The organism is Veillonella parvula (assembly GCF_047241225.1).
GTDB lineage: Bacteria > Bacillota > Negativicutes > Veillonellales > Veillonellaceae > Veillonella > Veillonella parvula_O.
Window position 1 is genome coordinate 321,484 of the sequence record NZ_JBKTIE010000002.1, and the last position, 13,803, is coordinate 335,286.

Here is a 13,803-nt window from a genome sequence, read left to right on the forward strand (position 1 = left end):
CCAAATTCATCATACTATAAATTAATAGCATAGTAACAATATAAGGAGATAAGATTTATCTTATCTCCTTATATTGGCTATATTAACTATATTCATTATATTAGCTATACTAATTATTCTAGTTATATTGTTTGCTTTAGCTATATTACTTAGAATAGCTATATTAGTTATTCTAACTATTCTAGTTATACTAGCCTATTAGCCCAAGAATCCTCCATGACCCATCGCTATACAATCTTCTTTGGTGATTTCATCATCTGCGATGAGGCGTGGCACAATTTCATCAAAAGCAGTCGGTTTGCTGAACAATACACCACCTGGTACACCAAGAATTGGTGTGCCATCTGCACAGTAAGCAATGCAAACCATGGACCCTGGTAACACTGGTAATCCATAGGTAACTACGCGATCTGCATAGCGTTTAATGGCTCCTGGGGTGAGATCATCTGGGTCAACGCTCATACCGCCAGTGCAGAAAATGATATCTGCGCCTGCTGCTTTCACCTTGTCGATAGCCGCCACGATATCGTCTGTATTATCCGTTACAATTTCGTGAGCTACCTTTGTAACACCAAATTCAGCACAACGTTCTTCAATGATTGGTGTGAAAGCATCTTTAATGCGACCTTCAAATACTTCAGAACCAGTCGTAACGATACCCATAGTTTTGCGTACGAATGGCTTCACATGTAGTAAAGGCTCGCCGTTAGCAATTTTCTTTGCCGCCTCTACTTGTTGTTCTTCTAACAACAATGGAATACAGCGCATGCCTGCTAGTTTATCACCAGCTTTCACAGGTGTATTATTAAATTTTGTTACAATAGTCAACTCACCAATGCTATTGATAGCGTGTAAGCGTTCCACATCAACCTTGAAAAGACCATCTACATCTGCAATGGCTTCAATTTTACCTTGCGCCATAGGGCCATCGTGCATGTTTTCGCCGCCTGCCATATGATACAAAACACGAGCTACATCCTCTTCGTGTAAGAACCCCTCATCTTCTGGCTCCATTACAAATACATGTTCCTTGCCAAGATCCAAGAGTTTAGGAATATCCTCTTCTGTAATTACATGTCCACGGCGGAAGGGCGTGTCTTTCACCTCACCGATGACGATTCTTACGAGATCGTGTAATAATGTTTGCCCTACGGCATCTTGTGTTCTAATAGATTTCATAATATCTCCCAAGTCATTAATAACAAAATACGTTACTGTATAACATCAAAATGTATTTAATACTATTATTCGATGTTAATATGTTTACATAGTACAGAGTAGACGCACTACTAGCATACCAACCCAACAGAGGATTAAGCCCCCTACGACTTGTACTGCACCGTACCATAATGCTTGTACATAGGATTCAGCCATCATAAGCTGTAGCATTTCAAAGGCAAAGGTTGAAAAGGTGGTAAATGCACCTAGCCCACCTACAACGAGGAAGAATCTCGCCCATTGAGGTAGATCTGGTTTTTGCATATAAAGGCCTAAGACTAGACCGATAATGAGGCAACCAACGAGGTTTACTACTACCGTACCATACGGAAACGAGCTGACCTTTGTCATCACCCATTCACCGAGAGCCATACGGCATAAGGCCCCAGTGGCGCCACCGAGAGCAACGGCTATATATTTTTCCATATTGCCTCCTCTACTCAAGATAACATACTAGATGGTATGATCACATTACTATAGCATACATGTAATACTACTTTCACAATTCGTGTAATTATCTGTAATAGCCGATAATTATCTAGTTTTCTATATTAGTCAGATGCTAATAATCTCAGTATACTATATTTAGAGAGTAGGGAAAAGGAAGGAGTCCCTATGCACCCCTCGTCTACACCACTCACGGAATTGAGAGTCAACGCGTACGAAGACCCGTTTTTACAACATCAGTATGTTTGTTTAGGTCATAAAATCGCCATTATTCGCGTATCCCTAAATATGTCTCAACAAGAATTAGCTCGTCACATTGGTATCAGTCGTAGTTATTTAAGCAAATTAGAATGTGGTACAGGAATTTCAGGCATGTCTTTGGAAATTTTATTTAAAATTGCCCAAGCCTTTCAAATCAATGTAGGTCAACTCGTAAGACTGCGTGTTGTAGATTATAAAAACTGTAATGCGCACCTAACATCACACTATAAACGACTAGAGCTTCTGAACCACACCAAAAGAACGTCTCGAAACAAAACAAGAACGAACTAATCTGATAGACTAAAAGAACAGTTAATTAAATACAACAAATGATAACTAATTTATATCAAGATGCTCGAAATACTCTAAATGAAAATTGAATTAACTATTCAAAATAACAATCAAAAAAGCTCCGTCAATGGCGGAGCTTTTCATATGTCATTATGCCTATTACATCATCATCAGCATCAGCAGGCATTACACTTCATTAAGTTTTTTATGTTGTACTTCTGCATTTGCTTTTTTAAAGATAAATGCATTGTTAATATGCTGACGCATAGCTGTTTCTGCAGCAACTTCGTCGTGACGTTCAATAGCGTCTACGATTTGATCATGTTCGTCATCACAATCATGTGTACGTACAGCATTGAAAGAACTGATGTACATGTCGCGATTAACGCGTTCACGGAAACCTGCTAGATAATCTACAATGCGTTCATTGCCAGAGTAATGAGCAATCATTGTATGGAATCGGCTATTCACATCAACACGTTCTGTGGCATCTTCAATTTCATGCATTTCTTTACAAAGAGTTCTTAGCTCTTGTACTTGCTCAGGTGTAGCATGACGAGCACATAATCTAGCACCAAGTCCTTCCATTACTTCACGAACTTGGTAAAGCGCTACGATTTCTTCTGGCGTGTCAGCTTTTACAGTAACGCCTTTCCAAGGAACGATAACTACGAGATTATCTTTAGCCAATTTGCGGAATGCCTCACGCACAGGTGTAGCACTCACTTGTAATTGTTCTGCAATCTTTACTTCGTTAAGCTTCTCTTGAGGCATCAATTCGCCTGTTAAGATAGCTGTTTTTAATGTTAAATATACTTGTTCACTGAGAGGTAATCTTTCGATAGAATCCACTGCGGACAATTTGTATTTATCTTTTGAACTTTGTCTTCCCATTACTAGCCCCTAAACCTTGCTAACCATTCGTGCTTTCAGACTTTCAAAGAACGGTTAAAATGAGTATAATATAGTATACAACATATCTTAGACAGTATGTTGTGCGAAATTAAGTACATACATTACAATTATAGAACTCATCATTAAGACTGTCAATTTAACTATAGATAATAGCTATATCTCATTTTTGAAAGTAAGGAAGTATACTATGAGCCGTTGTTTGATTATCATCAACCCTGTCTCAGGAGGCGGTGCAGCGCGCCGTTACGCCCTCGATTTACAATGGAAATTGAGCACCTTGTTCGAAACGATTGAGGTTAAATTCACCAGAGGTGAAGGCGATGCTACACGTTTCGCTAAGAACGCTTGTGAGCGCGGGTTTGATGCCGTATTCTGCATGGGTGGTGACGGCACTGTTAACGAAACCGTTAATGGTATTGCCCAAGGTGGATTCTCCTGTACCTTTGGGTTTATCCCCGTTGGTACAGTAAATGATATGTCTCGTGCGCTCGGCATTCACCAAAATCCAACACAAGCTATCAGGCGTATCGATATCAATGAAACTCGAACCATTGATATCGGCCGTTGTAATGATCGGTATTTCTGCAATAATATTGCAGCTGGTGTTATTCCTAAGGTTGTGGATGAAGTTACGCCAAAGGAAAAAAGCATACTCGGCCCTCTTGCGTATTTCTTGCGAGCAGGCCAAGCGTTGTTCACTACAAAGGACTACACGTACCGCATCAAAACAGAGAACGACGATTTCATCTGCAAATCCCCTCTCGTTTTAGCCCTACTTACCAATGTAGTCTCTAGCTTTGAACGTTTTATGCCAGAAGCCTCTGTAGATGATGGTTATATGCGTATCATCATCTTCAAGGAATATTTTATCCTCGATATTCTCAGCGTATTACCACTCATTATCAGTGGTGCCATCTATAATTCTCGTTATACAACGACATTAACGGTGAAAAAAGCTCATATCGAACTTCTATCTGACGTCGATGATTTATCGACTAATATGGATGGTGATGCAGGTCCGGATATGCCTGTGGATATTGAAGTATTGCCACGCGTACTCAAAGTATTTGCACCTGCAAAGCACAAAAAGAAAAAAGCCTTAAATCTGCCTAAACTACCACATATATAATAAGTAATTGGTAACACAAAAGCTCTCTATCAACGGATAGAGAGCTTTTGTGTTTATTAATTTATAAGAATCTATGCGCATTAGTCCACAATGATTGCATCATGCAAGCGGAAGCTATAAATGTAACATGCTTTCACGGGCATTCCCGTCAATCGCTGCAAGGCCTCTTTATAGAGGTCCATTTGGATTTTATAGCGCTTAATGAGTTCTTCTCCGGATGTAACGCGATCCGTTTTGTAATCTACGAGAACCCATTCGCCATCCTCTTCAAAGGCCGTATCAATAATACCTTGAAGGAACAGATTTTCCCCGTCCTCTAAAGTATCGTATACGCGTTTTCCTTCAAAGAGCATGCTAAACGGCAACTCTCGTTCGATACGTTTTGCATTGATAAGGCGCTTACCAAGATCAGAGTTGAAAAATTTATACAAACTTGTATCGCTTAATAAATTCCGTTCTTCCTCTGTAAAAGTCCCTTTCGCCACCAATGCATCGAGTTCTTTCGTCAAAGAAGCTTGCGTATACTTCACAAGAGGTAGCCATTGCATAGCCTCATGCATCAAGGTACCCCATTGAGCACCGGTCAATACATCATCTTCAGACTGTAATGCTTGTGGCTTTCGACCGAATACGGAGTTTGCTAGGGCATCTGCTGAAACTTCTACCGTTGCAATCGGTTCATTCAAAGTATCAATAGTTCCTGCTTCAAGTTCTCGTTCTTGGAATCGTCGCTTCAATTCACTAACAGAAATTTTAGCAGTACGTCGTGTAGCATCGTTGTATGGATAGATATAGTTAAAACGGTCCACGATTTTCTGCGGTAATTCTACGGAATTAACAGCTTTTAAGTCCCGCACCTTATTGATTGTTGTCTCGTCAATATCCGCTTTGTAATTGAGATCACCATAGAGAGAACCATCATGAATTTCAACCTTTAAACGACACTGTTTATCAGGCAAATCAAAATAGGTGGGGCCTTCGTACTCGATGGCTACGCGCAATGGATTACCGCCATCTAAATGACGAGCAAAGCCCATAATCATCCAGTCTAGATAGGTATTAGCTTGTGTAATAATATCTGTCGGTAACTGTTGAGTTTCTACGGAAGCCGCATTTTTAATGAGCTCACCTATGGTGCTTAACACACCTTTAGAATTTTTAAAGCCTTTAATAAAGCCTATCATGAACAGCTTATCTCGTGCCCGTGTCAAGGCAACATAGAGAATGCGCTGCTCCTCCGCCTTGAGGGCCGCTTCTTTTACGTCTTTCACATAAAACCAAGGCATGGTCGGGAAGGACACTCGAATATCTGGGAAATACCCTTTCAAACCAAGACCTGCATTTTTATCGATAAGAAGCTCTGAACGCAAGTCCATCATGTTGAATCTTTTTTGTACACCAGATAGGAACACTACAGGGAATTCAAGGCCCTTACTCTTATGGATGGTCATAAGGCGCACCACATTGTCTGCCTCGCTCACCACATTGGCAAGAGGCATATCTTGGTTGCTGTCGCGTAAGCTTTCCACAAAGCGCAAGAACCTAAAGAGCCCACGAAAGCCAGAGGCTTCATAGCCCTTGGCTCTATCGTATAAGGCGAGTACATTGGCGCGGCGAACGAGGCCATTCGGCATAGCCCCTACATAGTTTACATAGTCTTGAGATTCGTAAATATCCCATAACAAATCGGTCACACCGTGACGACGTGACAGGGTGCGCCATCTTTCCATATGACCAATAAAGTCTAATAAACGCTCATCTTGAGCCTCTTGTGCATAGGCTGGCATAAGAGACCATAAGGAGCCCTCACCAGACAGGCGCAATGCACCTAGTTCGTTGGCATCAAGACCTACCAGGCCAGAGTGCAACACGGCAGCCATCGGCAAATCTTGTTCAGGATTATCTATGATAGATAACAACGCCAATAAGAGTTGAATCTCTTGTGCTTCAAAATAACCGTCTCGCTCATTTACAACCGCAGGAATCCCCGCTTGGCGCATGGCTTCTACGGCACGCGTCCCCCAGCCCGCCAAGGATCTACGCAAAATAGCAAAGTCTCGCCACTCGATTTGACGGAATGTGCCATCTGGATTTTGCACCTGCTTCTTAGCAGCATGAATTTCCTTGATTTTTTGAATGATGAAGTCTAGCTCACGCTCGTTGTTTTCAGGGTCATCCCCTTCGTCCTCGTCGCTTTCACTAGCGCTAAGCGCATCCTTACTCACATCTAAGAGCTGTAATTCCACGTCACCTCCAACCCAATCCTCTGGCGCATCCTCTACGATGCGGCCAGGAATGAGCGATTCAGCCTCTGTGTAATTGAGCTCTGCCGCTTCTTCCGTCATGATTTGATAGAACAAAAAGTTCGTAGCAGCCAAAATATTTGCGTCAGATCGGAAGTTTTTCGCCAAGTCGATACGTCGTTCTACCGCATCAGTACCACCGTAAGTATTGTACTTCTCCATAAATAGAGAACTGTCGGCCATACGGAAGCTATAAATGGCCTGCTTCACGTCCCCCACGTAAAACCTATTATCGACGCGAGAAATCAAGTTGATAATCGTCTCTTGAACGCCATTCGTATCTTGGTATTCATCGACCATGATTTCTTTGAAAGTATCTTGCAGTTCCTTTGCCACTTCAGATGGCTGAGGGTCATTCTCTGTGCCAGGTTCAACGAGAAGGGCCAAGCATAGATGCTCAAGATCGCTGAAATCCATGATGCCTTGCTCTTGCTTCATGTCTCTATAAGCTTTATGAAAAGCAATCGTCAGCTCTACAAGACCTTCTATGATTGGATATTGAGCCTTAAACTGCTCTTGCAAGGTAGCTTCCGGAACGGTGAATATAGCGGTTTCCATGGCTTTGAGGTCATCTTTATTTTGACCACCCAAAGATTTAAACTCTGCTACCAAAATAGGGTCATAAGCTTGTGCCTCTTTTGAACCCATACGGAATTGATCCTTAATAAAGGTATCCATATGCTTACAAGCATCGCCCATATCATTCCAAGATTGAGCTGCTGAAAGCATACTTAGTGCAGCCAGTTGATTATCGTATATATTTTGCCACTTATGAGGACCTACGGGATCAAGTAAAATTTGCTCCATCCGCTCTAACCGCTCCCGAATACGGTCGATAACAGCTAAATGATTAGACCACATATATTGTCCCCACATCGTATTACTAGGGTTTATAGTCATGGCCTCTTTATAAGGCTCTAAGGCTTTCCTTAGCCATCCATCAGGATTAGCAAGGGACATGGCGTAGTTATATAGGGACATAATCTTTGCCGTTAAGCCCGCATCGGATTTATCGTCGCTGAAGAAGTCCGCTAGCTCATAGATGTTATAAAGACCCTCTTCATAGGATTTAGTTAATAAATCAGCCAGTACCTCTTGTTGTAGCAATGCCATTTCTGCTTCATTGCCGATACGAGCCGTTGGATTAATATCGAGCTTGTAGAAATAGGACCGGATTACCCATTGGCAAAAGGAGTGCAATGTAGAAATATGAGCAGACGTCAATAGATTGAGCTGTCGTTCAAGGCGTTCTTGCATTGCTGCATCCTCAATGGATTCCATGGCTTTAGCCAAGGCAAGCCCAATACGAGCACTCATCTCTTGAGCTGCAGCCTTTGTGAAAGTTACAACCATGAGTTCTTGAACCGATAACGGATTATCCATATCTTTAAGACGCGTAATAATACGCTCTACGAGAACTGCCGTTTTACCAGAGCCGGCCGCAGCCGCAACAAGTAAGGTCTGATTATCTAAGGAGGAGTCCTTAGGAGCTATAATGGCAGACTCCTGCTCTGGCGTCCATTTAACCCCCATGGTTTTCACCTCCTTCGCTACTATTATTTCCGTCATTATTGTTATTTTTTTCGTTGCTGTTATTTCTGTCGTTACAGTTGTTTCCGTTGTTTCCGTCGCTTAAGACCTCTTTCATCCGTTCTAATGCATCATCTTCGGACAATCTAGACAAATAATTATATCGATTACGGCTAGAGTCAAAGCGACATACCGTTCTGTAATCGCAGAATGTACAAGGTCTAAGGCCATTTAATTGATATGGCTTAATCGGAAACTGCCCGTCCCCAATGTGACGGCCTGTCTCAGCCATCACGTGATTTGTATAGCGGCACATTACGTCAAATTCGCCTGTAGACTTAACCTTCCGCAAATCTCTGCTGGAAATGGTTTGGTCTTTTTTCGTAGCAATCGGCACATAAGGCCCTCGCTTAGAACCATAGGACAAAAACTTATTGTCAATATGCGTCAACAGCTCTATATCATCGGAGAAGTACCCACTGTTTTGCCAAGCATCGCTTTCATTAGCCAACGAAAGGGCATCTTCATAAGATATAGGCGCATCAGCAGGGATTTTCGGGTTCTTCACGTAAGAGTAAACCACCGCCGCAGGGGACATAGATCCGCCATGTGTTTTACCGTAAGCGGACTCCAAAGCCAACAGATAGGTCATGAGTTGCAGTTTAAGGCCATAATACACATCTTGGGCCGTCACATGAGCGCCACCCGATTTGTAGTCGATAACCATGCCATACGTTTGACCATCCCGTGTATATTCGTCGATGCGGTCAATTTGTCCGATGAGGCGCAAGTAACGGTCTTCACCAAGAGGGACCCGAATAGGATCCCAGCCACCTTGACGACCAAAGTCTTGCTCTAAATACTTCGTATCAAAATCGCTGCGCTTAGACCACTCTATGAGGCGGTCTACCGTCACATGTAATGTTCTCTGTACACGCTGTTCAATGGCCTTTTGGTAGGCATCGCTCGTTTCTTCACCTAGCTGATTTTCTTGCAAGATTTCGTCTGCCACAGTACGGCATAGATTTTCTTGTTCCTCTTCGTCGAGGTCACGCCATTGTTTGTTATTTTCTAGTAGATAATTACCTAAGCGCTCTAAATTAGCATGCAAGAACGTACCGATTTCAGGAGCTCCAAAGGAGCGTACTGGACGCGGTTCTAGTTTCAAACCATATTGGGCATAGAACTTAAACGGACATTGTTGGTATCGTTCAAGGCGTGTCACAGAACCAGACATGTAGCCTTTAGACAAGAACAGCCCATTCACTAAATCCTGCGTTATGACAGGCACATCGTTATTATCTCGAATGCCACGTGACACCTCCGCTAAACGAGGACGATAAGTTTCGCTTTCACGAGCCCAGTTATAGAGTCCCCACCAAAGAGGATTGACCTCATAACCACTAAAGAGAGCCCCCCAACGCTCAGATAGCAATGACAGACTTTGGAGTGGGCGCCACACGTAATCTGCCTCTGTATCAGGTGCAATGGAGAGAGGAATATCTACTGCCTGATCTACGTACCCAAGAGATTCTAATCGCTTTACAACGAGGGATGGCTCAAGACCTGTTCCATCCTCACCAGAGCCCGCATAGGACAAGGTCAACGAATCGGATGCCCGTGTCATGGCGAGATATAATAGAAAATTCTCGTTGAAAGCCTTCGGCAAGGCCCCTTCTGCTAAGGTAATGCCTGCATCGGCCAATTCTTGACGCTCCTTATCCTTGATGAGGCCTTCATCTCCCATACTTTGAGGGAATACGCCTTGGTTGAGGCCCATTACGAACACCTTAGGCCACCACTGGCTGTAACCACGTTCGATAGTGGTAATCACCACATGGTCTAAAGACGGCGGAATCATAGAGTAGTTTACATCGCTAAGGCCTTCTTCGAGGAGGAGCATCATCTCATCCAGAGTCAATATTTCATCCTTCATGACCATAGAAATTTCGTCTATAAAGGAAAGAACCGCATTATACATCTGTTCATGACTAGCTTTGGATTCTTGATCACCTATAGTTTCTGCGTCCTTCGCCCATTCATAGAGCCGCTCTGGCACTTGTAAGATTTCTAATAAACCATAAAGTTGTGTACCCCACTCAGCCCCTGTATGACCCTCCGCATTAGCAGCAAAGTCAAACCATGGAGATAATATATCCATAATAGTTTCTCTTGCTTTGTTAACACGTGCTCTGCGTGGTGCATCTACGTAGCTCTCTTCATCTTGCCCCTCATGAAAGCCTCGTAAGTACGGCCAGCTTTCACGTTCCCATTTATAATGGTCGATACCAAACTCGAGAACATAGTTCTCTAACTCATCTACAGCCTCACGAGTAAGCGGCATCAAGTCTGTCTTGAGCAAGAGGAACATGCTGTCCCGACTATAGTTATAACGCACGATATCAAAGAGAGCCGACAATAGCTCACCTAATGGATGGTTTTTCATAGGCCGCTGACGGTCGATAAAGTGCGGAATGCCGTAGCGAGCAAAAACCTTTTCTAAAGTGTCACCATAGGTTTCAGACTCGCGGAGCATGATACATACATCTCGGTAACGAGCCTCTTCAGATGATTCTATATAGGCTAAAATACGACGAGCCACCGCATCGGCTTCGCGTTCCCTGTTATAGCCTCGAATAAGCGGAATCGTTGCATCTGTAGTATTTTTCTTACTAGGGCTAGCAAAATAATTAGCCTCTAGCTCTTGAACGATTTGAGGGCCTCGTTTCCCATCAAAGCCAACCCAGTTGATACTAGAGCCATAACGAGCAACTAAGGTGTCGTAAATCTCTAAAGGGCGGCTGAAAAGATGCTCCCCTCGACGAGCTAAATTTAACGCCTTTGGGGCCATCGGTAAATCGATAGTAATAACGGCTTCCTTTGCCAAGTCAAACAAGGTATAAATCAACTCGTAGTGTGTGGGCGTAAACCAATGAAAACCATCGATAAAGACGTGGCTATTCTCCATGAGAGGAGATTGTGGCAAAGCCTCTACGATTTCCATGATAGGATCGATGTCGCGCTCCCCATGATGACTGAGTTCCTCTTCATAAGCAGACATACAGATAGCTAGCTCGCGTAATTTCTTTTGTAATACATTATTTTTAACAGATTCTGCCCCTCGTTCTAGGTCAGCAGGGCCTACACGAAAGGCGCGGAATTCAGAAAAGAGCTGTTGCAATACGGAGGAAAACTCAGGCCGCTTTGTAGCCTGTTCTAACAGCCCCAGTTCCTTTTGCTTTCGTTTCATTACAAGGCGCAACAACATAGACCGGCCAAAGCTTGATAAACTTGATTGACCAGCCCCTTTTGAGCCTATCGATTGATATACCTGATAACCCAAACGCCCAAAGCCTACGACACGAACCGTAGTAAAGCCTTTTTCAGGCATAAATTCAGCTAGCTCCCGTTCTACCCGATAGGTGGCAGGTTCAGGAACAAGTAAAATTATTGGTTCCCCTGGACAATCTGTCATGACCTGACGTATGCGCTCATATACGGCACGTGTCTTGCCTGATCCAGCCCGTCCATAATAGACGCTAATACTCATGAGACCTCCCTAGTGAAACTTTCACCATCTCAATTGATGTAATTCACAAATGTATATTGCTCATATCATTTAACGCATTAGATATAACACTACACAAATTAGTTGTAGCACTATACGAATTAGATATAGCATTAAACGAAATTTTTCGATATAATAAATTACTATACTGATTATTATTATATAGTAATATGACATTCTATGGCTAATTGTACAATATTTGACTCATCTGATTATATTTATTTATAATTAAGATAATATTTTATATTTTATTTACAATTAGCATGAATTCCTATATAATACAAGTTAGTATCTGTGTTATTTGTAAAATCATGTATTTAGGAGTAAATTATTATGAACAAAAAACATTTAGCAACTGCTTTTGCAGTATTTGCAGCTACAACAATGTCTTTCTCTGCTTTTGCTGCAACTATCGATGCTAATGCACGCGCTTATGAACGTGCTTCAGCAGAGCAATATTCTTATCCTGCACCACAAGCGGCTACGCCAGCTTACCAAACTAGTTATGCCACAAGTGCACCACGTCCTGGTTACAAACCATTGCCAGCAGTGCCTTATACAGCAGGCGATATGGCTCAACAAATGCCTGTATCTAAAGAATTAGGTGATCCAATCTTTGTGGCACCTCAAACAACAGCTGTAGGTCTTCAAATCATGGATCCTATCCCTACTGAAGCCCAACCTGTATACCAAGAAACTGTAAACTCCGTAACAGCTAATGGCAACGGCAGCTCCTACGTTTCTCGCTACAAAGCTAACCAATTGAATGCGTTTGACTTATTGTTAAATGGCAAAACTTATACATATGACTTGCCTGCATACACTAATGGCTACCAAGTTAAAACTGCTAGCTCTTACAACCGTGCTGGCAACGGTGTTGCGAATGTATTCTCTACAAACGTAATCACTGAAGCAGTTGTAAATAACAACTCTTTGCGCATCACTGTAAACATGACTCAACCAACAGCTGTGGCAGCCGCTAAATTGCGTTCCATGCAACAATCTGGTCAAGTAGCAAGTGGTGAAGTAGCTGCATTGTTCGCTTACAATGAAAGCTATGATGGTGTAAAACAAGCAGCTCATTACGATATCTTCAACAACAACGGTCGTTACATTGTTGTTAAATCCGGTGCTGTAACTGTACCAAATGGTGCGCAACACCCTTACGCAACTGCATTATTCGCAGTAACTGAAGACACTGTAGCAGCTGTAACCGTATCTGGCAACACTGCTGAAGCTTCTGATTTAGTAAAAGGCACTGCATACGCAATTGCACAATCTGCTAAGGTGTCCAATAACAAAGTATCTACTAAATCTAAAAAATAATTCGTTACGAATTTATTTTTATCTGGTGAAAGCCCCCAACTTTCACTAGCACAAAAGACTATAAATCACTAACTCCCCCAATGAGGCAACTCATTAGGGGAGTTTTTATGTTCTTTATATTACGTTGTATTATAATCCCGTTCCAGTTCTATTATAGCTCCGTTATAATCGCGTAAAGACCTCTAATGCCTTATACGCCATTAATCGATAACCACGCTCGTTGGGATGAACCTCTCCGGCAAAGACAATTTGTCCAATTTGATCTGCTTCAAACAAGGTAGTATAGAAATCTATAACTTTAATATTATGCGCCTCTGCGTAAGCTTTTAGCTGTTCATTAACCTCTCGTACAACCAGATCCAATCCGTCCATATCGCTATCAATTTGAGTTTCTAAACCGATGATTACCGTCCCTTTTGTACTAGCTAGCTCAATAGCTTTGACCAAAGTCTTGTACACATAGGTACTATCTCGACCTTGTAAAATATCGTTAGTGCCACACATCAAGAAAATATGACGTGTTGGATCGGATACAGCAGTAACCGCCCAATTTTCAATATTATAAATCATACCCTGTACGGAGCAGCCATCTTCACCGTAGTTTGTAAAATTAACACCCTCTATGGATGCATCACAGATTTCGACCCAACCGCGTCCATAGGGCACATCATAGCCACGCGTAATGCTATCGCCAAAACAGATGATTCCCATCTTCACCCCTCCCTCCTGTACTATGACTTAATCATATAATAAAAGAATACCATACACAATATACATATTAATTACAAAAAAGGATCCGTTTTGATCTGCCCTCC

General features: G+C 42.3%; 9 protein-coding genes. 3 read left to right on the forward strand and 6 right to left on the reverse strand.

Annotated elements, in window-relative coordinates; all coding sequences use genetic code 11:
• Nucleotides 1-198 precede the first annotated feature (198 nt).
• Both ACLRYO_RS04945 and crcB read right to left on the reverse strand, forming a co-directional pair.
• Nucleotides 199-1,179, reverse strand: a complete 981-nt coding sequence (locus ACLRYO_RS04945) for a molybdopterin-binding protein (RefSeq protein WP_278457328.1) — start codon at nucleotides 1,177-1,179, stop codon at nucleotides 199-201.
• Nucleotides 1,180-1,263: 84 nt separating this feature from the next.
• On the reverse strand, nucleotides 1,264-1,644 hold the full coding sequence (gene crcB, locus ACLRYO_RS04950) for a fluoride efflux transporter CrcB (RefSeq protein ID WP_058948166.1): 381 nt from the start codon (nucleotides 1,642-1,644) through the stop codon (nucleotides 1,264-1,266).
• 189 nt (nucleotides 1,645-1,833) lie between these two features.
• Here crcB and ACLRYO_RS04955 point away from each other — a divergent pair, with 189 nt between their 5' ends.
• Entirely contained in the window at nucleotides 1,834-2,217 is a 384-nt protein-coding gene (locus ACLRYO_RS04955; protein ID WP_058948167.1) for a helix-turn-helix domain-containing protein, read from the forward strand.
• Nucleotides 2,218-2,403: 186 nt separating this feature from the next.
• Here ACLRYO_RS04955 and ACLRYO_RS04960 read toward each other — a convergent pair whose 3' ends face one another.
• Nucleotides 2,404-3,111 carry a GntR family transcriptional regulator gene (locus ACLRYO_RS04960; RefSeq protein ID WP_004694848.1) on the reverse strand — a complete coding sequence of 236 codons (708 nt, stop codon included), beginning with the start codon at nucleotides 3,109-3,111 and terminating at the stop codon, nucleotides 2,404-2,406.
• A gap of 208 nt (nucleotides 3,112-3,319) precedes the next feature.
• On the opposite strand from ACLRYO_RS04960, the gene ACLRYO_RS04965 reads away from it, so the two are divergent.
• Nucleotides 3,320-4,261 carry a diacylglycerol/lipid kinase family protein gene (locus ACLRYO_RS04965; protein WP_008602199.1) on the forward strand — a complete coding sequence of 314 codons (942 nt, stop codon included), beginning with the start codon at nucleotides 3,320-3,322 and terminating at the stop codon, nucleotides 4,259-4,261.
• 80 nt (nucleotides 4,262-4,341) lie between these two features.
• Here the strand turns inward: ACLRYO_RS04965 and addA are convergent, their stop codons facing one another.
• Together addA and ACLRYO_RS04975 are read right to left on the reverse strand one after the other, a co-directional pair.
• The gene (gene addA, locus ACLRYO_RS04970; protein WP_278457330.1) at nucleotides 4,342-8,097 is read right to left on the reverse strand and encodes a helicase-exonuclease AddAB subunit AddA; all 3,756 of its coding nucleotides are present in this window, start codon (nucleotides 8,095-8,097) and stop codon (nucleotides 4,342-4,344) included.
• Entirely contained in the window at nucleotides 8,087-11,644 is a 3,558-nt protein-coding gene (locus ACLRYO_RS04975; RefSeq protein ID WP_413084696.1) for a PD-(D/E)XK nuclease family protein, read from the reverse strand. Before ACLRYO_RS04975 ends, addA begins: the two co-directional genes overlap by 11 nt.
• Before the next feature lie 351 nt (nucleotides 11,645-11,995).
• On the opposite strand from ACLRYO_RS04975, the gene ACLRYO_RS04980 reads away from it, so the two are divergent.
• A complete protein-coding gene (locus ACLRYO_RS04980; RefSeq protein WP_004694840.1) occupies nucleotides 11,996-12,988 on the forward strand; it encodes a hypothetical protein in 993 nt (330 codons plus the stop codon).
• Nucleotides 12,989-13,150: 162 nt separating this feature from the next.
• Here the strand turns inward: ACLRYO_RS04980 and ACLRYO_RS04985 are convergent, their stop codons facing one another.
• The gene (locus tag ACLRYO_RS04985; RefSeq protein ID WP_077707759.1) at nucleotides 13,151-13,699 is read right to left on the reverse strand and encodes an SGNH/GDSL hydrolase family protein; all 549 of its coding nucleotides are present in this window, start codon (nucleotides 13,697-13,699) and stop codon (nucleotides 13,151-13,153) included.
• Nucleotides 13,700-13,803 lie beyond the last annotated feature (104 nt).